The sequence below is a fragment of the Paenibacillus sp. FSL R7-0331 genome (assembly GCF_000758645.1).
GTDB lineage: Bacteria > Bacillota > Bacilli > Paenibacillales > Paenibacillaceae > Paenibacillus_AQ > Paenibacillus_AQ camerounensis.
The window spans coordinates 6,409,323-6,431,402 of the sequence record NZ_CP009284.1 but is presented as its reverse complement, the minus strand read 5'-3'; the positions used below and the strand labels follow the sequence as shown (position 1 = coordinate 6,431,402).

17 protein-coding genes are annotated in these 22,080 nt (G+C 48.6%); all 17 read left to right on the top strand.

The annotated features are described in order from the left end of the window. The first annotated feature begins 32 nt into the window (after window positions 1-32). Entirely contained in the window at window positions 33-3,332 is a 3,300-nt protein-coding gene (locus R70331_RS28085; RefSeq protein ID WP_197071374.1) for a glycosyltransferase, read from the top strand. 189 nt (window positions 3,333-3,521) lie between these two features. Beyond that, window positions 3,522-3,902, top strand: coding sequence for a flagellar protein FlaG (locus R70331_RS28080; RefSeq protein ID WP_042181259.1), 381 nt, complete (start codon window positions 3,522-3,524; stop codon window positions 3,900-3,902). A gap of 17 nt (window positions 3,903-3,919) precedes the next feature. Continuing rightward, a complete protein-coding gene (fliD, locus tag R70331_RS28075) occupies window positions 3,920-5,515 on the top strand; it encodes a flagellar filament capping protein FliD (protein WP_052419245.1) in 1,596 nt (531 codons plus the stop codon). Between the two features lie 17 nt (window positions 5,516-5,532). Then, complete coding sequence (gene fliS, locus R70331_RS28070; RefSeq protein WP_042181257.1) at window positions 5,533-5,925, top strand: flagellar export chaperone FliS; 393 nt, start codon at window positions 5,533-5,535, stop codon at window positions 5,923-5,925. Beyond that, the gene (locus R70331_RS28065; protein ID WP_042181255.1) at window positions 5,918-6,253 is read left to right on the top strand and encodes a flagellar protein FliT; all 336 of its coding nucleotides are present in this window, start codon (window positions 5,918-5,920) and stop codon (window positions 6,251-6,253) included. Before fliS ends, R70331_RS28065 begins: the two co-directional genes overlap by 8 nt. A gap of 224 nt (window positions 6,254-6,477) precedes the next feature. Continuing rightward, a complete protein-coding gene (locus R70331_RS28060; protein WP_019915069.1) occupies window positions 6,478-6,675 on the top strand; it encodes a cold shock domain-containing protein in 198 nt (65 codons plus the stop codon). A gap of 432 nt (window positions 6,676-7,107) precedes the next feature. Further along, window positions 7,108-8,529: an S-layer homology domain-containing protein gene (locus tag R70331_RS30785; RefSeq protein ID WP_052419244.1), complete on the top strand. Its 1,422-nt coding sequence runs from the start codon at window positions 7,108-7,110 to the stop codon at window positions 8,527-8,529. A 249-nt stretch (window positions 8,530-8,778) separates the two neighbouring features. Continuing rightward, entirely contained in the window at window positions 8,779-9,330 is a 552-nt protein-coding gene (hpf, locus tag R70331_RS28050) for a ribosome hibernation-promoting factor, HPF/YfiA family (RefSeq protein ID WP_042181253.1), read from the top strand. A 297-nt stretch (window positions 9,331-9,627) separates the two neighbouring features. Then, window positions 9,628-12,135, top strand: coding sequence for a preprotein translocase subunit SecA (secA, locus tag R70331_RS28045; protein ID WP_042181251.1), 2,508 nt, complete (start codon window positions 9,628-9,630; stop codon window positions 12,133-12,135). Between the two features lie 414 nt (window positions 12,136-12,549). After that, window positions 12,550-13,663 (top strand): peptide chain release factor 2 gene (gene prfB, locus R70331_RS28040; RefSeq protein ID WP_156131205.1). Its coding sequence is split into 2 segments (ribosomal slippage): window positions 12,550-12,621 and window positions 12,623-13,663, totalling 1,113 coding nucleotides; the frame shifts between segments, so codons are not numbered across the junction. Window positions 13,664-13,715: 52 nt separating this feature from the next. After that, on the top strand, window positions 13,716-14,600 hold the full coding sequence (locus R70331_RS28035; RefSeq protein ID WP_042181247.1) for a YitT family protein: 885 nt from the start codon (window positions 13,716-13,718) through the stop codon (window positions 14,598-14,600). Between the two features lie 152 nt (window positions 14,601-14,752). After that, a complete protein-coding gene (argC, locus tag R70331_RS28030) occupies window positions 14,753-15,808 on the top strand; it encodes an N-acetyl-gamma-glutamyl-phosphate reductase (RefSeq protein ID WP_042181245.1) in 1,056 nt (351 codons plus the stop codon). 21 nt (window positions 15,809-15,829) lie between these two features. Then, on the top strand, window positions 15,830-17,062 hold the full coding sequence (gene argJ / locus R70331_RS28025; RefSeq protein WP_042181244.1) for a bifunctional ornithine acetyltransferase/N-acetylglutamate synthase: 1,233 nt from the start codon (window positions 15,830-15,832) through the stop codon (window positions 17,060-17,062). Between the two features lie 39 nt (window positions 17,063-17,101). After that, window positions 17,102-17,905: an acetylglutamate kinase gene (argB, locus tag R70331_RS28020; RefSeq protein ID WP_042181242.1), complete on the top strand. Its 804-nt coding sequence runs from the start codon at window positions 17,102-17,104 to the stop codon at window positions 17,903-17,905. 101 nt (window positions 17,906-18,006) lie between these two features. Then, entirely contained in the window at window positions 18,007-19,293 is a 1,287-nt protein-coding gene (locus tag R70331_RS28015; RefSeq protein WP_081947776.1) for an aspartate aminotransferase family protein, read from the top strand. Then, complete coding sequence (gene argF, locus R70331_RS28010; RefSeq protein WP_042181240.1) at window positions 19,290-20,258, top strand: ornithine carbamoyltransferase; 969 nt, start codon at window positions 19,290-19,292, stop codon at window positions 20,256-20,258. The genes R70331_RS28015 and argF overlap by 4 nt, the downstream gene beginning before the upstream one ends. Window positions 20,259-20,789: 531 nt before the next feature. Beyond that, the gene (locus R70331_RS28005) at window positions 20,790-22,025 is read left to right on the top strand and encodes an argininosuccinate synthase (RefSeq protein ID WP_042181237.1); all 1,236 of its coding nucleotides are present in this window, start codon (window positions 20,790-20,792) and stop codon (window positions 22,023-22,025) included. The last annotated feature ends 55 nt before the right edge of the window (window positions 22,026-22,080 follow it).

Here is a 22,080-nt window from a genome sequence, read left to right as displayed (position 1 = left end):
ATTCAATACTAATAATGGACGGAGCGATGGAAGTGAACATCCTTGATCAAATTAACGAGTTTATTACGAACGATAATATTGAGCGAGCATATGAGCTTGTAATTGAGCATGAAGAATTCTATCGAAATGATGCAACCTTTTGGACCTTAAAGGCTTCCTTATGTGTAAAGGCAGGTTTATACCAGACAGCATATAATTGTTTAGAACAAGCGTTAGAGCTTGAGCCTGATAATTCAGATATATATTATAACATTGCCTATGTTTGCGAGCTTTTAGAGATGTACAGCGAGTCGGCATTAATGTATGGGAAAACTTTAAAACATACGGATAATGAAGATGTAAAAGCAGAAATCAATGCGATTACTTCCAGTAATCAGGCATTTGAATTGATAAAATCAGTTGCTGCTACAAATAAAAAACGTACTTATATCATTCTCTCATCTTGTGGCTGGGGGGATATTCTCCAGCGAATGCATCATATTTCAAGATCTCTGGTTAAACTTGGAAATCATGTCCAATATGTATGCCCGTCCCTTTCCGCAGATGTCAGTGATGGCAGTATTAGTTTGGACTCGACAGTACAGTACGTGCATAGTGAAAAACGCATAATTGATGGAGTCGAGGTCTACCAGCCGCTAATTGCGCATCATAATAAGAAAAGGTTATTTAACAATTACACATCTCTCGTCCAGTCATTGCTGAATTCTAATCAAAATAATTTGGAGCCCGTAGTTATTACTTATTTGCCTCATCATATTGAAACCGTTAAGAGTTTAGTAGGAGATTATAAACTGCTCTATGAATGTGTAGACGATCATAATGATTTGGAATATGCATTTTGGGGACATAAAAATGATGCGGCATGGGAACAGGAATTAATGGATCGGGCAGATATAATTACTACAACAGCTACATCTTTGTTTTTGCAGCGAACTGTTGTGGAAAACCGGGAAAATATATACTTATCCAGGAATGCAGTAAATGAAGCGGATTTTTTCTTGGGTGAGTCTGATGAACTGCCTGAAGATCTTGCGGGTATTCCCGAGCCTAGAATAGTATACACAGGCGCAATCTTTAAGTGGTTTGATGTTGAGTTGTTTTATTCAGTGGTAAAGGACAATCCGGATAAATCATTCGTGGTCATTGGCTTCGGTCAAGAGGATCTATTAACAGATAAATGTGAGAATTTATTTTTGCTTGGTGCTAAAAAACATAAGGAATTAAAACGGTATTTAAAGCATATGCAAGTAGGAATTATCCCATTTAAAGATGATCTGGATATTATTATGAACTGTGATCCTATTAAGCAATACGAGTATCTGGCCTGCGGTTTGCCTGTTGTCAGTACATTTCTTCCAGAAGCCATTATCGGTAAAAACAATTCATATCTTGCGAATACCAAGGAAGACTTTAAGAAGTCGCTTGAAAAAGCTTTAAGTCATCAAATTGAAAATGAAGAAAAAAGCAGCTTCTTAATTGATAATTCTTGGAACTTAAGAGCATCATTGATTTGCCAAGCATTTTACGGTGAACAACGAGAAGCTCAATCTTCGAGAAATGAAGCGATTAAAGAGCTGATCGAAAATGGAGTAAAACAGTACGAACATTCTAATTTGAAAATTGTACAGGCAATGACATACGTTTGGGAAGATAAGAATGAATTTTTGAGCAGGGCAGAAACGGCCTATCGGCAATCTCCAATCAAATTTATTACAAGAGTATATTTATATGCGTTATTTATAAATGATGCTAAGGAAGATTTTGTTGAAGTTTTAAAGACCCGTGACTTCTCCGATGAATTCTTAAGATTGGAGTTAGAAAGACGAATCATTCAGAGCAAACAGAGTAAAGGAAACGCCCTTGTTATAAAGGTGCTTATGTTATATGTTTTGAAACAATATAAGAAAGCCTTGATTTGTAAGAGTGAGATTAGGAATAATATGGATCGGATTTTGTTGGAATCCATAATTTACTATCTGCATGATGAATCTAGTACTGCCCGTGATCATTTAGGGGAATTATCAGAAGAATATATCCGGAACTCTCCAGCTGCAATCTATCTATCCTCCCCTTTAGACGCTATGGAACAGGAAAATAAAACAGCTGATGATAAGGGGAATGAACCAGCTAGTACTAAACGCAATCCGTTCATTAGCCTCATAGTTCCGACGCGTAACTCTGCCGCTGTAGTTAAATACGCTTTGAAAACCTGCATCGAGCAAAATTACGAAAACTATGAAATTATTGTAAGTGATAACAGCTCCCCGGGAATAGAGGATACCCGGCAGGTAGTGGATGAATTAAATAGTCCGAAAATTAAATATTACCGGACTTCCGGTAACTATGCTATGAATGAAAACTATGAATATGCGTATGAACAAGCCAGCGGAGAGTACTTGATAATATTAGGTTCAGATGACGGTTTGTTATTACATGCGCTTGAAACGTTGTCTGAGGTCATAAAAGAACTGAACTACCCACTCTCATTAAGTTGGGACTTGGCGGCTTATGGTTGGCCTAAGGTAGATATTCCCCGAATCCGAAATGGATTATTTATTCCTTATCCAACACAAAAAGGCTCTATTAAATGCACGTATTATGATGAATCATATTTAAGCGCTGTATTGAATTTTGAGGCTAGATATAGTGTGCTCCCGATGTTCTACTACAATTCAATCATAAAGCGGGAATTGGCCGAAGAGGCTAAAAAAGTAGCCGGCAGGCTGTTTACGTGTTCAGCACCCGATGTGTATACAGGGGTTGTATTCGCTCATCTGCAGAAAAAATACATTCATATTAATATGCCTATGGCTGTGGGGGGATCATCAGAGTCAAGTGTTGGTATTAGTGTCGGTAACTCAGTTTACTCGTCAAAAAACAAGAATGAGGATAATGCAGCTTTTGAAATCAAGAAAGTTAAAAGTCAAAACCAGGAATATCACTCTGTCCATGCGCCTTATTTTGCGGTTGAAGAATCTGCTGTTGTATCAGTAGCTTCTGTTGCACAACGATATTTTGGAGATTCATTTGAGGTCAACCGTGAAAACTTCTATAAGGCATGTACACGGCAGCTATATTCTGGCGAAAATTTTATTGCTAAAAGGGCAGAGTTATACGATTGTTTGCGATCCTATGGAGATACCAAGATATTGAGTTGGTTTGAGAAAGAGTTTGTGGAGAATGAGCGCTTCCAAGGTTATGATAATCCTGAATTGTATCCTTTCAAGCCCCAATATGGGAATGGCGGGGGACTTGCTTTAGATGCATCTGAATTTGGTGTATCTGATGTATACGGCGCAGCTAAGCTTTACCGAAAGATCGTTGGATATTAGAGATTATTGAACGATGAAATAACTAAACTAGAGCTAGAGTTGAGCTTTTGTTGATGGATATGGCTAATCTACAAAGGATAAAAGGGGAGTTACAATTAAATTTCCTATTTTCCCCTCTAGTACATTAAAAGTTTTATTCAGAAAACCGATATAAGTAACATTGAGATTGTTATTTTTGGAGGTCGGATTATGAACGTTCAAATTTCCTTGTCTACGAATATACCGATGGGAGAGCCCTTTAAACCTGAAGCAGCAACTATGCAGACACTATCTAGTGAAGCCACTCAGATTCGAGATACTAAAGAGCTTGTTGCTAAGGAACGGCAAGGGGTCTCTGTATCAGCGGGGGAAGAGCATCTGATCAGGACAATTGAGAAGGCTTTTAAATCCCTGCAAGGGCCTGAAACTATGCTTGATATTAGTATTCATGAGAAGACACACAAGCTGATGGTCAAGGTTATGAACAAGGAAACTGGCGAGCTAATCCGTGAAGTACCTCCAGAAAAAACATTGGATCTTGTAGCTAAGATGATGGAGCTTGCAGGCATCATGATAGATGAGCGAGTCTAACAATAGGAGGTGCGGTTTTGGTTACACGTATTAACGGATTTTCCGGTATGGATATCGATAGCATGGTTAAGAGTATGATGACCGCCAAGCGGGTTCCGCTTGATAAGCTGAATCAGGACAAGCAACTGCTTGAGTGGAAACGGGAAAGCTACCGTGAGATGAATAGCAAGCTGTATGATTTTAGGACTAATAAATTAACGTCCAAATATGGTGTGTCATCTGCAATGAACATGCAGACGGCAGTTACCTCGGGAAATACAACTGCAGTTCAAGCGGATGCGTCAGCTACTGCAAATGGAATCGATATGGCAGTTAGTGTTACTCAGCTAGCGACTAAAGCAAAGGTTGAAACGGCTGGTGGTGGCAAAATGGTGCCGGCCAGCCGGACCTTGGCCGAGATGCAAATGATTATTGATGGAAAAGATCCCAGTAAGTTAACCGAAGACGAGAAAAAAGCATATGCGGATAAAACGTATAATTTTTCAATTAATGGGGTTAGTTTTACAGACAGCAATAAAAAAACCCTCTTTACTAGTGACACCTCAATTGCAACTGTTGTAGCAACCATCAATTCAAAGACAGACGCTAAGGTTACGGCTAAATATGATGAGTTAACAGGAAAATTGATCATTAACTCGAAATCAAGCGGTAAAAATAGTGAAGCGAAGCTTGGGGAAGATGCTAAGGATTCCGAATTGTTGAGTTTGTTCAACCAGAAGGCTGCGGATAAAAGTGTATTTAATACCGCTGATGGAGTTAACGCCTTTGCTTATGTGAACGGTGTGAAAATTGAAAAAGATACTAATACATTCAGTGTTAACGGTGTAACATTAACACTGTTAAAAGAAACAACAAGTACAGTAGGTGAAAACGTTAAACCTACTGATTCAGGTGTTTTGGATAACCCATTGTTTATTACAACAACTACAGACCCGACCAAAGCAATAGAGACTATCAAGGGATTCGTTGAAGACTACAACGCACTAATTTTAACGTTGAGCAAGCGAATCGGCGAAGCTAAATATCGTGATTTTGCACCACTTACTGATGAACAGAAAGCAGAAATGAAGGATTCTGATATCGAAGCCTGGACCGAAAAAGCGATGAGTGGTCTGCTGAAAAACGATGATATCCTGAAATCGACCTTATCATCTATGCGTACACTAATTACCGAGAAGCTTGGTTCACTAAGCGCCATGGGAATTACTACCGGATCCTATTCAGAAAACGGAAAGTTGTATATAGATGAAGCTAAGCTAAAACAGGCTCTTACCGATAATCCTCAAGGTGCAATTGATTTGCTTCAGGGACCTCAAAGTGCTGCCACTACCGGTTTGTTTGATAAGCTGGCGGATACAATTTCTAAGTCACTCAGCAGCATTGCTGACCGGGCGGGAACAAACCGCTTCTCCGGGGAGCTAACCAGCTCCTTCAAAGAAGAAAGCGTTATGGGTAAGCAGCTTAAAGAGTACAATAAGCGAATCAGCACTATGCTTGATTATTTGGAAAATGCAGAAACCCGGTACTATAATCAGTTCAGTGCAATGGAAACAGCTATGAACAAGTTGAATTCACAATCGGCCAATCTTCTATCCAGTTTTGGAATGTCCTAATATAAGGGGGGAGACCTTTGATTACATCTCCATATGATAAATACCGGCAATCATCAGTACAGACTTCAACACCTGCGCAACTAGTAATTATGCTCTATGATGGTGCAATTAGATTTGTTAAAATGGCATTAGACGGGCTGTCTAAGCAGGAATATGAGAAATCTAATCTAAATTTCGGAAAAGCCCAGTCAATTATTAGTGAGCTTATGGGTACTTTGGATCACTCCTACGAGGTTTCAAAAGGTTTGTTTTCTTTGTATGAATATACAAACCATTTATTAATTGAAGCCAACATTCACCGTAACCCAGAAAAAGCACACGAAGCACTAGGATATTTAGGAGAGCTTCGTGAAACCTGGCTGCAGGCTTCAAAGCTACCAAATGCACAAAATGAGAACGTGCATGGATGATTTAATTAGGGAACTAGACGGATTGACCGAACAAATTTTAGCTAGGCTTTCTAATACAAGCTTCGAGGACATTGAAAAGTTTGTAGAAGAACGCCAAGAGGTTGTCGATAAGCTCGCAGAGCTTGTCGAAACCTCGTTAGTCTCGATAGATCAAAAGCATGAGATCCAGCGGATTTTAACATATGATGCTGAAATTCTTGCTCGTATGAATGCCTTAAAGCAAGAAGCCCAGAACTTTCTTCATAAGCGAGGACAGGCCAAAATGCAGCGCAACGCCTACGAGGCAGCCTATACGCCAGACAGCATCCTGATGGACCGAAAAAAATAATATATTCTTAATGATTCATTTCAGGAGCAGACGGGTATTGAATAGCGTCTGCTCCTTTTTGATTAATAATCACAGTTACAGCTAATTACGGACTTAATCTGCGAGTGGTAAAATATTGCAAGTAAACATTTACTTTTCCAATTGACAATGAAGAAGCTGCGGTGGTATAGTCGAGTTGTGGGCAAGACTCACGTTCATCTGATGACGAAGGGAATGTTTAATCAATGGAAGGTAAAGTTAAATGGTTTAACGCAGAAAAAGGTTATGGCTTCATCGAAACTGCCGATGGTGGCGACGTATTCGTACACTTCTCCGCGATCCAGACTGATGGCTTTAAGACTTTGGATGAAGGTCAATCCGTAGAGTTTGACATCGTTGAAGGCGCACGCGGACCACAAGCAGCTAACGTCATCAAATTATAATCATCCGGCGCAGCCGACCTACATATATATGGTAGATGGTTAGCAATTTAGACAACGCTAGCAGGGACTCTGGGATACTCCCAGGGTCTTTTTTTGTTGTATTGTAAGCGCTAATTTGCTGTCTACAGCTCAATAGCTAACATCGATTTCCATTTTTCTGTTAGAGCAATGAAAATAATGGGTAATAACAGACGTTGGGCCTACGATTTTGCCTCGATGCAGACTATTCGTGCTTTGGGATGTGAACGAAGGAATGACATCATACTGCCTAAGTGAGGGAACGTACGGGATGCTTCTGAAGCAGGCGCTGTATTGTGCGGTTTATATGAGCGGAGGCCAACGAATGTAAGCGTATGCTTCCGGATTTAGTTGTATAGCGGCTAATGATGGAGGGAGGCGCGTAAAAAACTTTTTAGGAGGATGGACAACAGAATGAAGAAAATGTGGCGAGGTTTGATGACTGGAGTACTTGGAATCAGCATGTTGTTCGGCGCTCTGGGAAGTGTCTCTGCAGCAACGGCCAAGGATATTCAGGGACACTGGGCGCAGAGCCAGTTGCAGGATTGGCTCGATAAAGGCTACCTGCAGGGCTATGCAGACGGGACGGTGAAGCCGAATAATGCGATTACCCGCGGAGAATATGTTGCACTAGTAAACCGTTTATTTGGATTTACAGACACGGCAGCCATAACGTTTACAGATCTTCGAAGCTCCAACTGGGCCTATAGTGAAGTGGCCAAGGCTGTAAGAGCCGGATATATTGGCGGATATGAGAACAATACGTTCCGCGCCACCAGTCCGATTACCCGCCAAGAGGCTGCGGTCATTACCGCAAAGCTTCTCAGCTTGAACACAAACAATACAACGCTGGCGTTCAAGGATAGTGCGCAAATTGCTCCATGGGCTAAAGGAGCAGTGGCAGCTGCAGCAGCCAAGAGTATTATTAATGGTTATCCGGACGGAACCTTCGGGCCCAAAAAGGCCCTGACCAGAGCTGAGGCAGTAGGTATTATCGGTAACTCGGCGGCCAACAAGCCAGGCGGTTCAGTCACACCAACCCCTACACCTACCGCTACACCATCTGCAACCCCAACTCCGCCAGCAACCCCTACAAGTCCTGCTGGCGGAGGTAGCAGCGGTGGAGGCGGCAGTGGCGGTGGCAGCACCGCTCCAACGGTTAGTGGTGTAACATACGGACATGTAGGCTCTGTTACGGCAGATGTGTATCTGACTTCATCGGTAACAGGCGCTGTTTACTATGTTGTTGCCCCTTACAGCAGTACAGCCGTTGCGCCGAATCACGTACAGGTTCGTGATGGTCTGACCGCTGCCGGTACGGCAGGTGTGAATGCCGGATCAACGGCAGCTGCTGCTGGCAGTACAGTGTCGTTCTCGGTTTATGGATTGCAGCCTGATACGGAGTATGCGGCCTATATAGCGTTGTCTGATACAGCAGGCAGCTGGTCTGGAGTGTATACTCTGAGGTTGGCTACAGCTACAGCAGGCCAAGGGGCGATTACTGAGCTCAGCCCGGGTTCAATGGGTACAGTGACAGCAGATGTTTATGTAGCCTATGGCCAGACGGGGGACGCGTCCGCGCCTGTACGGTATGTGGTGCTCCCCGCGGATGCTGCTAACCCAACAGCAGCACAGGTTCTGGCAGGGCAAAACAGCTCAGGAGCACAGCTGGCTGCACCCTGGAGCGGCGGCTTTACACCGGTTCCTGGAGCAAGGCAGACACTGACACTGAGCGGTCTGATGGCTAATACTGCTTATAAAGTATATGTCATTGCAGGCAGCGGAACATCCTTGTCACCGGTAGAGCTTTTGCGGATTCATACGAAGCAGCCGTGAAGCATACGGCTTAAGGCTGGGAATGTTTAAGGGAATGGTTATTATAATTTCTGCTGAATCAGGAATAATATGATCGGCTAGACATGGTCCGGATAAGGGCGAAAGGATTGCCCTGCCCGGACTTTGTTTTATTCTAATTAATGAAAGATGCAAATTGTGTAAGGTAAATGTAAAGTCTGTAATGAATTGCTTTTTACTTAGCGCTGACAATTTGGTATAATGGGAACGTAAACAAAGGAGGAGTGCCCTATGCAATTCAGCATTCGAGGTCAACAAATTGAAGTGACAGATGCTTTAAGAGATTATGTTGATAAGAAGCTCAGCAGACTTGAGAAGTATTTCGATGCACCCCCTACCTCAGAAGGATATGTGACGCTTAGCGTAGTCCGCGGCATCCACACGGTGGAAGTCACAATTCCGCTCGCAGGTGTAACCCTTCGTGCAGAAGACCGCAGCGACGACATGTACGCATCTATTGATGCGGTTGTGGACAAGCTGGAACGGCAAATCCGCAAGCACAAAACCAAACTAAACCGTAAGTTCCGTCAGGAAGGCAGCCTGAAGACGATTTTTGTAGAAGAGCCTTCCAGCGCTGTTGCCGTTGAGGAACAGGATTACGATGATTTGGAAGTGGTGCGGAACAAGCGCTTCACCTTGAAGCCGATGGATGTCGAGGAAGCCATTCTGCAGATGAATATGGTTGGACATAATTTCTTTGTATTCTCCAACATTGAGACTTCCGAAGTAAGCGTTGTTTACAAACGCAATGATGGCAAGTACGGCCTGATCGAACAGGATTGATCTGAAACGTCAGGTAAAGCAATATGCTGGCGGGGTAATGCAGCCAGTACTAATTACAAAAATCAGCCGAGTCCCTATTCGCTTGAAGCGAATAGGGCTCTTATTCGTATAAATAGAATGACAATTCACCGCTTCTTCTATTTTGCAAAATAAGGTTGCGGCTACTCGTATTGCGGCTTGTCTTACAAACTGTTACAATTTATGAAGCAGCGGAATCGAAATAATATATGGCCCTTTCAATTTTTAGTTAAGGATGGGCTCGGTTCCACCATCTGTGTTGCATGAAAGGGGTTAACCATGCTAGGACTTGTAAAGAAAATATTCGGCGACACCAATGAACGTGATGTCAAGCGTCTAATGAAGACGGTCGAAGTTATTAATGGACTGGAACCTGAATTCGTAGCCCTCTCGGATGAGGCGCTTAAGGCGAAGACTGAAGAATTCCGGGCCCGGATTGAAAAAGGCGAGACCCTGGAAGAGATTCTTCCAGAAGCATTTGCAACCGTACGCGAAGCTTCCAAACGGACGCTGGGCATGCGGCATTTTGACGTACAGCTGGTTGGAGGTATGGCGCTGCATGAAGGCCGGATCTCCGAAATGAAGACAGGTGAAGGTAAGACGCTTGTGGGTACATTGCCGGTTTATCTGAATGCACTGCTCAGCAAGGGTGTGCATGTCGTAACGGTTAATGATTATCTGGCTCAGCGTGACAGCGCGCAAATGGCACAAATCTATAACTTCCTGGGCATGACGGTCGGGGTCAACCTGAACGGCATGGACCATGCTGATAAACAAGAAGCGTATGCCTGCGATATTACGTATGGTACGAATAATGAATTTGGTTTTGACTATCTGCGTGATAACATGGTGCTCTACAAAGAGCAGATGGTACAACGCCCGCTATATTTCTGTATTATTGATGAAGTAGACTCTATTCTGGTTGACGAAGCGCGTACTCCGCTGATTATTTCCGGCCAGGCTGAGAAATCGACAGAGCTGTACTATGCTGCAGACCGTTTTGTTAAGAAGTTAACGGCTGAAGAAGATTACACAGTTGATATAAAAGTGAAATCGGTAGCTCTGACTGAGAAGGGTGTGGCTACAGCTGAACGCGCTTTTGGCATTGAGAACCTGTATGACCACAGCCATGTTACCCTGAACCATCATATCGTCCAGGCACTCAAGGCAAATGTTATCATGCGCCGTGATGTTGATTATGTGGTGAACGGTGATGAGGTTGTCATTGTCGATGAATTCACCGGCCGTCTGATGGCTGGACGCCGCTACAGCGACGGGCTGCACCAGGCGATTGAAGCGAAGGAAGAGATCCAGGTACAGAATGAGAGCATGACCCTGGCAACGATCACCTTCCAGAACTACTTCCGGATGTACCGCAAATTAGGCGGTATGACAGGTACAGCCAAGACGGAAGAAGAGGAATTCAAGAAAATTTACGGCCTGGAAGTTCTGCAGGTACCGACGAATAAACCAAACCAGCGTGAGGATATGCCTGACGTCGTCTATAAGAGCGAGACCGGCAAGTTTAATGCGGTGGTAGCAGAGATTGTAGAGCGCCATAAAAAGAACCAGCCGGTGCTGGTAGGTACAGTGTCCATTGAGAATTCCGAACGTGTATCTGAAATGCTCAAGCGTAAGGGCATCAAGCATCAGGTGCTGAATGCCAAGCATCATGAATCCGAAGCGGAGATCATTTCACAGGCTGGACAGCCGGGCACCGTAACAATTGCTACGAATATGGCCGGCCGTGGTACGGATATCACGCTTGGTGAGGGCGTTAGAGATGTTGGTGGTCTGCATATTATCGGTACAGAGCGTCATGAATCCCGCCGTATCGATAACCAGCTTCGCGGACGTGCCGGACGCCAGGGCGACCCGGGCTCTACTCAATTCTATCTGTCACTCGGTGATGAGCTCATGAAGCGCTTTGGTGCAGACAATGTCCTGAATATGATGGACCGTCTGGGCTTTGAAGAGGATCAGCCGATTGAGAGCCGTATGATTACGCGTGCCATTGAATCAGCCCAGAAACGGGTTGAGGGTAACAACTTCGATATCCGTAAAGTCGTGCTGCAGTATGATGATGTCATGAATCAGCAGCGTGAGATTATCTATAAGCAGCGCCGTGAAATTCTCGAATCCGAGAATATCAAAGGTGTTGTAACCGAGATGATTAAGCCGGTCATTGACCGTGTCGTCCGTGCACATTGCAGTGATGATATTCCGGAGAACTGGGAGCTGCAGGAGGTTGCTGACTATGTTAACAGCAAGCTGCTGGATGAAGGTGCCCTTACACGTGATGACCTCTGGGGTAAGGAAGTAGAGGAAATCGTTGATTTCATCTTTGACCGTGTTATGCAGAAATACGATGCACGCGAAGAGCGCCTTGGCGCTGAGCTGGTTCGTGAATTCGAAAAGGTTATCGTGCTCCGTTCTGTAGACAGCAAATGGATGGATCATATTGATGCGATGGATCAGCTTCGTCAAGGGATTCACCTTCGTGCATACGGCGGTACAGATCCGCTGCGCGAATATCAGTTTGAAGGCTTTGAGATGTTCAACGCCATGACTGCCGCCATTCAGGAGGAAGTCGCTACGTATATTATGAAGGCGCACATCGAAGCTAACCAGGAACGCCAGTCCGTAATCGAGGAAGATAAAATCTCGACCAACGCTGAGCCGGCTGAGAAACGTCCGGTGCACGTCGAAGCGGCTATCGGCCGTAACGATCCTTGCCCATGCGGCAGCGGCAAGAAATACAAGAACTGCCACGGCCAGAACGCTTAGGATATCCTGATTGTTTCAGGCTTATAATGACAATAAAGGCGGCTGGGCCCGGGGTATCCCCCCGTTTGCGGCCCGGCCGCTTTTTTGGAGTTTTGGGGTGTTTCCGGGGTAAGAGCAGAGCAGGTGAAAATGCTCTGCGGAGCTGGCTCCTGGCGGAAGCGGTGGAGGGGAAGTTTGGAACTGTAGGAGCGAATGCGTCCGCCTTTGTCTTCAGATTTCTACCGCGATCAGCGGTACAAATCAGGAAATCTGAAGACAACAGCGGCCGGAAGTCCAAACATTCCCTGGAGCTGCGGAATATGCCAGGTGCAAGATTGAGGAGCAAGGAGCCATGCGTGCTCTACTCCCTGGGAAGATGCAAACTCCAATCAGCGGCCCCGCGCAATATTTTATTTTGAAAGGTGTAGTGATCCCATGATCGATTTTACCGTGAAGCAGGACCTGCGTGAAATAGGCAAGAAACTAACCAACCTTAGGGGGTCTCTTTGACTTAGACCTGAAGCTGGAAGTCATTGCGAACTTTGAAGAGAAGATGGCAGCGCCGGATTTCTGGAACGACAATGAGAAGGCCCAGGTAGTCATCGGCGAGATGAACGCGGTCAAATCCGTAGTAGACCAGTTTGAGAAGCTGCAGCAGGAATATGATGATGCGGCAATGATGGCTGAGCTGGCTGATGAGGAAGGCGACGAGGAGCTGGCAGGAGAAGTGGCTGCAACGATCCGTGCAGTTGCCGGCAAGGTCGACGAGTTCGAGCTTCAGCTGCTGCTGAACCAGCCGTATGATAAGCTGAACGCCATTCTGGAGCTTCATCCAGGCGCCGGCGGAACAGAGTCCCAGGACTGGGGTCAGATGCTGCTGCGCATGTACACACGCTGGGCGGAGAAAAGCGGCTTCAAGGTTGAAGTGCTTGACTACCTGCCGGGTGACGAAGCGGGAATCAAGAGCGTTACGCTGCTAATCAAGGGCTTCAATGCCTATGGCTACCTGAAGACGGAGAAGGGGGTGCACCGGCTGGTGCGTATATCCCCGTTCGATTCCTCCGGCAGACGGCACACCTCCTTTGTTTCTTGTGATGTAGTTCCGGAAATTTCAGATGATGTTGAAGTGGAAATTCGGACAGAGGATCTGAAGATCGATACCTACCGGGCCAGCGGTGCGGGCGGCCAGCACATCAATACGACGGACTCGGCGGTACGGATTACGCATATTCCTTCAGGTGTAGTGGTAACCTGTCAGAATGAGCGCTCACAGATCAAGAACCGGGAGCAGGCGATGAAGATGCTGCGCTCTAAGCTCTATGAGCTGAAGCTGCAGGAGCAGCAGAAGCATCTGGATGAGATCCGCGGCGAGCAGTCGGACATTGCCTGGGGCAGCCAGATCCGCTCGTATGTGTTCCATCCATACAGCATGGTGAAGGACCACCGGACATCCGTGGAAACCGGGAACGTGGGTGCGGTCATGGACGGGGATATTAACCTGTTCATCGACGGCTATCTGCGCAGCCAGATTAAGACAGAAGTTGAATAAGTATAACTGGATTTCTACGCGTCCGTGGAGTGTAGTAAGGAGAAGCTAGAGCATGCAAAAAGTAAATTCACGCAACAAACCGCCGCTGATTCCGCTGAACGGGCCCTTACGCCATACGGTGGATATAGCTTTAATTTTAATTGGTTCATTCATTACCGGTCTCGGGTTCAATCTGTTTTTTCTGCCGAACCAGATCGCTTCGGGGGGAGTATCGGGCTTGTCGGTGCTTGCCGACGAGTGGTTCGGCGCTGAGCCGGCTTTTACCCAGTGGGCGCTGAACATTCCGTTATTTATTCTCGGGGTTATTTTCCTCGGCAAGCAATACGGTATGCGCTCCCTGCTGGGCAGCTTCGTGCTGCCGTTGTTTATCTACCTGACCAAGGACGGTCCGGTTCCGACGACCAATCCGCTGCTTGCCTCCATTTATGGAGGGATTGCAGTAGGGCTCGGGCTGGGTCTGGTGTTCCGCGGACGCGGATCAACGGGCGGGCTGACGATTGCAGCACAGATTATCCAGAAGATCACCGGCTTCAGCTTTTCGCTGTCTGTCGTGCTGCTGGACGGTACGGTTATTACATTGGCCGCATTTGTGCTGGGCATGGAGCAGGCGATGTATGCATTGATTGGCCTGTTCGTGACCGGGAGAGTGATCAACGCGCTGGAGATGGGCTTCAGTGTGACCAAGGTGGCCTATATCATCTCTGATCACACAGAGGCGATCTCCCAGGCGATTCTGAATGACCTGGACCGCGGGCTGACCAAGCTGAACGCACAGGGCGGCTATACCGGTGATAACCGGGTGGTGCTGATGGCAGTTGTAGGCCAGAACGAGATTACCCGGCTAAAAGCGATTGTCCGGTCCGTTGATCCGGGTGCATTTGTGATCATTACTGAGGCCCATGAGGTGCTTGGTGAAGGATTTAAAAGAGAAGCGTAGAATCTCCATGAGAGAAGTCTACGCTTCTCTTTTTTATATAACAATCCTACCAATAAAGTTAACGCAAGATGTTGTATTTATATTAATTCAGTCGTATAATAATACATATTTGCAGGACGGTATACATGGATATCAACAGTTAGAAAGCGGGGATGACAGTGGCAGGCAAGCTGAGAGCGGCGATAGTGGGGTCAACGGGATACGGGGGCGTGGAGCTGATCAGGCTTTTGCAGAACCATCCGGATATAGAAATTACATCAGTAATCTCCTCATCGAGTGCCGGAGAGCCGATTGAGCAGGGTTTTCCGCATTTGACGGGAATTGTGGAGCGGAAGCTGGACGGTGTTGATCCGGCGGAGATTGCGGGCAGGGCAGATGTAGTATTCACAGCAACACCGTCAGGTGTGAGTGCCAAGCTGGTACCGCAGCTGCTGGAAGCGGGCCTGAAGGTTGTCGATCTGTCCGGCGATTTCCGGCTGAAGGACGGAACGGAGTATGAGCAGTGGTATAAGCATACGGCCCCGTCCGCTGAATATCTGGAGCAGGCTGTATACGGGTTATGTGAGGTGTATGGTGAACGCGCTGCAGGAGTTGATTTTATCTCCAATCCGGGATGTTACCCGACCGCTACGCTGCTGGGACTGATTCCTGCGGTAGAGGCAGGCTGGATCAAGCCGGAGAGTATCATTATTGATGCGAAGTCGGGTATTTCGGGAGCAGGACGCGGTGTGAATCTGGGCGTTCATTATGCCGAGGTCAATGAGAACTTCAAGGCCTATAAGGTCAATAAGCATCAGCATATTCCAGAGATTGAACAGGTACTTACCGATATTTCCGGTGAAAAGGTAACCGTGACCTTCACAACGCATCTGGTGCCGATGACCCGGGGAATTATGAGCACGATGTATGCAGGAATGAACGGGACTTATAGCGAGCAGGATTTTGTGGAACTATACCGTAAGTATTATGCAGGGCGGCCTTTTGTGCGTATCCGTGAGGCCGGAGTGCTTCCGGCGACCAAAGAGGTCAGCGGATCGAACTACTGCGACATCGGCTTCTCCGCAGATGCACGTACAGGACGGGTAACGATTGTGTCTGTCATCGACAATATTGTTAAAGGTGCAGCAGGGCAGGCGATTCAGAACCTGAATTTGATGATGGGATGGGAGGAAACCCGCGGCCTTGGTTACACACCAGTGTATCCGTAAGGTTCAGCGGTCAAACATACAATGAGCATAAATCAGCCATATACCGTCGTGGAAGGCGGAAGCATTACCGCGCCAAAGGGTTTTACCTCTGCAGGACTGCACTGCGGCCTCAAAAAAACAACCCGCAACGATCTGGGAGTTATCCTCTGCGAGGTTCCGGCAACGGCTGCGGCTGTGTATACAACGAATGTATTTCAGGCTGCGCCGCTTAAAGTAACCCGTGAAAGTCTGGGGGATGGTATCCTGCAGGCGGTCATCGTGAACAGCGGGAACGCGAATGCATGCACAGGCGAGCAGGGCGAAGCCGATGCTTATGAGATGCGTGCAGCTGCGGCCAAAGCGCTTGGCGTGAGTGAGCAGAATGTTGCAGTAGCTTCAACTGGAGTGATCGGTGAGCTGCTGAAGATGGACCGTGTGCGTACCGGGATTGCCGGAATTCAGGAGAAGCTTGATGGAGGCCCTGCGGGAGCAGAGGAGTTCAGCCAGGCTATTTTGACAACCGATCTGGTGAAAAAAGAATGCTGTGTCACAGTATCAGTCGGCGGAGAAGAGGTAACGATTGCCGGTGCGGCCAAGGGCTCGGGGATGATTCATCCGAATATGGCCACGATGCTGGGCTTCATGACGACGGATGCCCTGATTGACGGGGAAGATCTGCAAAGCCTGCTGCGTACCGCTACTAATACTACATTTAATATGATTACAGTTGATGGGGATACAAGCACGAACGATATGCTGGTAACGATGGCCAGCGGCCTGGCCGGTAATGAGAAGCTGACGCGTCTGCATGCGGACTGGGATGCTTTTGCCGCGGCATTCACTCATGTGTGCCGGCACTTGGCGATGGCGATTGCGAGAGACGGTGAGGGTGCGACCAAACTGATTGAGGTGCAGATCAGCGGTGCAGTGCATGATGAGGCTGCCGGGGCGATTGCGAAGACGGTGGTAGGCTCGAGTCTGGTGAAATCGGCGATTTTTGGGGCGGATGCCAACTGGGGCCGGATTATTGCCGCCGTTGGACGCGCCGGTGTTCCGGTATCGCCCGAGAAGGTGGATATTTCGCTTGGTGAGATAGCGGTGCTGCGCCAATCGCGTCCAGTGGCTTTTGACGAAGAGAAGGCTCTTCATTATCTGCAAAAGACCGGTACGGTGCTGATTACCGTAGCTCTGGCTGACGGCGAAGGCAAGGCTACAGCCTGGGGCTGTGACCTCACTTATGATTATGTGCGGATTAATGCGGCATACCGTACTTAAACGCAGCTGGCATAAATCCATGAGGAGGCTACCTAGAACATGACGGAGCAAAAGATAGAAAAGCTGTTTGTGATGAAATGCGGCGGGAGTACGCTGGCTGCGCTGCCGGATTCATTTTTTGCGGATTTGCGTGAGCTGCAGGACAGCGGGGTTCAGCCTGTGATTGTACACGGCGGCGGACCGGCGATTTCGGAGAACCTGGCGAAGCTGGGGATTGAGAGCAGCTTTGTGAACGGACTGCGGGTGACGACGGAGGAAGTGCTGGATGTTGTAGAGATGACGCTGGCAGGCAGCATCAACAAGGCGATTGTCCGCAGAATCCAGGGCAACGGGGGGCAGGCTCTCGGCTTGTCCGGTGTGGACGGCAATCTGATACTGGCACGGCCTGTAGCAAACAGCGATGAAGTAGGGCAGGTCGGCGAGGTGACCGGAGTTAAGGCGGAGATCATAACAGGGATTCTCGCACTCGGCTATATTCCGGTGATTGCACCTATTGGTGTAGATGCCGGTGGGCAGCGTTACAATATCAATGCGGATACGGCGGCTGGGGCGGTGGCTTCTTTTGTGAAGTCGCCTTCGATGATTGTGGTCACGGATGTCCCCGGTATTATGCGCGTAATGGAGGGTGAAAAAGTTGTGCTGCCGTCAGTTACTGTGACAGAGATCGAAGAGCTGATTGCCAGCGGTGAGATTTACGGCGGGATGATTCCCAAGGTGCGCGCGGCGATGGACTGCATTCAGGGCAGCGTGTCCGAGGTAGTCATCGTAGACGGCAAGGAGCCTCAGGTGCTGAGCCGGGTACTGGACGGGGAGAAGCTGGGGACGAGAATTATCCGTTCGTAGTATTGGTAAGATGAAGTAGAGACAAGCCGGAAGTCAGGTGTGTTGCCAAAATATAGCGCTGCCGGTTTACCGGAAGCAGCATGGTGGGAGAGTGACTAAGAATGAGTGAGCTTACACAGGCGGAAAAGAATTCTTTAACAGGGGCTGCGGATACCCGTTCAGGGAAAACAGAGGTTCAGGAGGCTGCTCCTGCCAAGCTGAGTGCGGTATTCCCGTCCTATGCCAGATATGATCTGAGTCTGGTTAAGGGCAAAGGCAGCTGGGTCTGGGATGACCAGGGCAACAAGTACCTTGACTTCATGTGCGGGCTGGCGGTAACCAGCCTGGGACACGCTCCCGAGAAGGTCGGCGAGAAGCTGAAAGCGCAGATTGATACGCTATGGCATGTCTCGAACCTGTTCCACATTCCGGGGCAGGACCGGGTAGCAGCGCTGCTTACGGGTAACAGCTGTGCGGATCAGGTGTTCTTTTGCAACAGCGGGGCGGAAGCGAATGAAGCTGCGATTAAGCTGGCCCGCCGCTATCACCAGAAGGTGAAGGGCACAGGCCGCTATGAGATTATTACATTTGAGCAGTCCTTCCATGGACGCACTTTGGCGACACTGACGGCAACGGGCCAGCAAAAGGTAAAAGAAGGCTTCCTGCCGCTGCCGGGCGGATTCAAGACGGTGCCTTTACATGATCTGCCGGCATTGAAGGCAGCCATTACGGACAATACCGCAGCGATCATGCTGGAGATGATCCTGGCCGAAGGCGGCGTGCTGGAGGTACAGCAGGACTTCCTCAGCGCTGTGGTTGAGCTGTGCAACGAGCATGGCCTGCTGCTGATCGTAGATGAAGTACAGACCGGCATGGGCCGTACGGGCAAGCTGTTTGCGCATCAGCATTACGGGATCGAGCCGGATATTTTCACCCTGGCAAAAGGCGTAGCAAGCGGGTTCCCGGCAGGCGTTATGCTGGGCAAAGGTTATTTGCGCGAAGCATTCAGCCCCGGCAGCCATGCAAGCACCTTCGGGGGTACGCCGCTGGCGGCAGCGGTGATGGAAGCGACGATCGAGACGATGCTCGAAGACGAGCTGCCGCAGCGCGCTGAGGAGATGGGCGAGTTCCTGCGCGGTCTGCTGAGAGAGAAGCTGGCGGATACGCCGTTTGTGAAGGAAGTACGCGGCAAGGGTCTCTTGATCGGAATCGAATGTACAGATGCAGTAGGCGATATTGTATTGGCCGGACAGAAGCAGGGGCTGCTGTTCGTACAGGCCGGACCGAACGTAATCCGTCTGCTGCCTAATCTTTATGTGAGCACTGAGGAGATCCGCCAGGCGGTGGACATTCTTGTTCCGCTCATTCATACTTATGCTAACAAAGAAAGCGGGGAGGCACATTCATGAGCCAGAGTGTACAAAGCGGGAAGCTGGCGATTGCAGAGGAGCTCAAAGGCCGTGATCTGCTGGAGCTGAACGATTACAGCCCGGAGGAAATCACGTATCTGATTGAACTGGCTATCGAGCTGAAGAAGAAGCAAAAGAACGGCGAGGTTTACCAGCCGCTTAAGGGCAAAACAATCGGCCTTATTTTTGAAAAATCCTCGACCCGCACACGCGTGTCTTTTGAGGTCGGTATGTATCAGCTCGGCGGCCATGCGCTGTTCCTGAGCAAAAATGACATCCAGCTTGGCCGCGGCGAGACCGTTGGAGACACGGCTCAGGTGATGTCCCGCTATCTCGACGGCATCATGATCCGTACCTTCGGCCATGATAAGGTTGAGGACCTGGCGCGTTACGCTTCTGTGCCTGTAATCAACGGTCTGAGCGATCTGGCACATCCTTGTCAGGTGCTGGCGGACTATCAGACCGTATATGAGCACAAAGGCAAGCTGAAAGGCCTTAAATTGGCCTACATCGGCGACGGTAACAACATGGCTCACTCCCTGCTGATCGGCGGCGCCAAGCTGGGCGTGCATGTCTCGGTTGCCGGACCGGAAGGCTACGAGCCGGACCCGGCTGTCGTTGCTGAGGCGCGTGAGATCGCCAAGGAGACAGGCGCTAACATCGTCATCACCAACAGCCCGCAGGAAGCGGTCCAGGACGCTGATGTGATCTACACCGACGTGTGGGCGAGCATGGGCTTCGAAGCTGAGCAGCTGGCACGTGAAGCGGCATTCAAGGACTACCAGGTCAACGAGGAGCTGGTAAAAGGCGCGAAGATTGATTACCTGTTCCTGCACTGCCTGCCGGCCCACCGTGAGGAAGAGGTCAGCACCGGCGTAATCGACGGCCCTAACTCCGTCATCTTCGACCAGGCTGAGAACCGTCTGCATGCGCAGAAGGCGCTGATGGCTGCTTTGATGGGCTAATTAAGGGTTTTGTCATCCAAGGCGAAGCCCGGATAGGTTGAGAATCGCCTGCTAGAGTGTTGGTTTAAGAAATTGCAGCTTTAAACCTGCAAAGGCCTTAAAGGTCTTATACTATATAAAAACACTATATAGGATGGACTTGGCTTTTAGAGTTGTTAATCCGGTGCTAAGCATGAAAGCATTCTGCAGCAATATGACTTGAATCTTAGAACGAATATTAAGGGAAGAGTGGCGGAAGGGAATTTTGGAACTGTAAGAGCGGTAGCGTCCGCCTGAAAGCTTTTCGTAGAAAAGCTCACTTCGGAAGCATATGCTGTCCTGCGGATTTCAACCGCGAACGCGGTGCAAATCAGGAAATCTGCAGACAACAGCGGCTGGAAGTCCAAATATTCTCTGGAGTCACGGCTAATCCCAAAATAGAAAGTCTCTGATTCAATCTATATAGTTGAAGATTGCGTCCGGGCACCGGAGCTTTACTCTTTTGCCAGCTCCCATCCTATACTCCCCCACATGAAAGGAAGTTGCACCCCCATGCCTAAAGAAAAAATTGTACTCGCCTATTCCGGCGGGCTGGATACCTCAGTCATTCTGAAATGGCTGAAAGAAACCTATGATGCGGAAATTATCGCCTTCACTGCCGATATCGGCCAGAAGGAAGAGCTGGACGGTCTGGAGGAAAAAGCGCTGGCCACCGGCGCATCGAAGGTCTATATCGACGATCTGCGCGACGAGTTTGCGAATGACTTCATCTACCCGATGTTCCAGTCGGGTGCTTTGTATGAAGGCCAATACCTGCTGGGGACAAGCATTGCCCGTCCGCTGATTGCCAAGCGTATGGTGGACATTGCGATCGCTGAAGGCGCTACTGCAATTGCCCACGGCGCAACCGGCAAAGGTAATGACCAGGTCCGCTTCGAGCTGAACGCGGCGGCATTGTCGCCAAGCATCAAGGTGATTGCGCCTTGGCGGCTGGAAGAGTTCCGCAACCAGTTCCCGGGCCGTGCGGAAATGATCGCCTACGCTGAGGCTAACGGTATTCCGGTACAGGCTTCGGCTGCGAAGCCTTATTCGATGGACCGCAACCTGCTGCACATCAGCTATGAGAGCGGCGTACTGGAAGATCCTTGGTTCGATCCAAGCGCACCGGAGAACAAAGAAATGTTCCTGCTCAGCAATGCACCGGAAGACGCACCGGATGAAGCAGAGTATCTGGAGCTGGATTTCCTTAAGGGCGACTGTGTAGCACTGAACGGTGAAGCCTTGACTCCGCTGCAGGTAATGGAGAAGCTGAATGAGCTCGGCGGCAAGCACGGGATCGGGCGCGTGGATATGGTGGAGAACCGTTTTGTCGGCATGAAGAGCCGCGGCGTCTATGAGACTCCAGGCGGAACCATCCTGTTCACCGCACACCGCAAAATGGAATCCATCACTATGGACCGTGAAGTGATGAACCTGCGCGACAGCCTGATTACCCGTTACAGCACTCTGGTATATAACGGATTCTGGTTCGCGCCTGAGCGCCTTGCACTGCAGGCACTGGTGAACGAGAGCCAGAAGAACGTAACCGGTACGGTTCGCGTGAAGCTGTACAAAGGCAACATCATCGGCGCCGGCGTGAAATCACCGGTCAGCCTGTACAATCCGGACATCGCGACAATGGAAGCAGACCCGACTCAGGCCTATGATCAGGGGGATGCAACAGGCTTTATCCGCCTGAATGCACTGCGTCTGAAGGTTTCCTCCGGCGTAGCAGAATCTAACAAGTAGAATACTTTAAAATATGGATACCAGAAGGCCGTTCCTCCGACAGGACAGGAGCGGC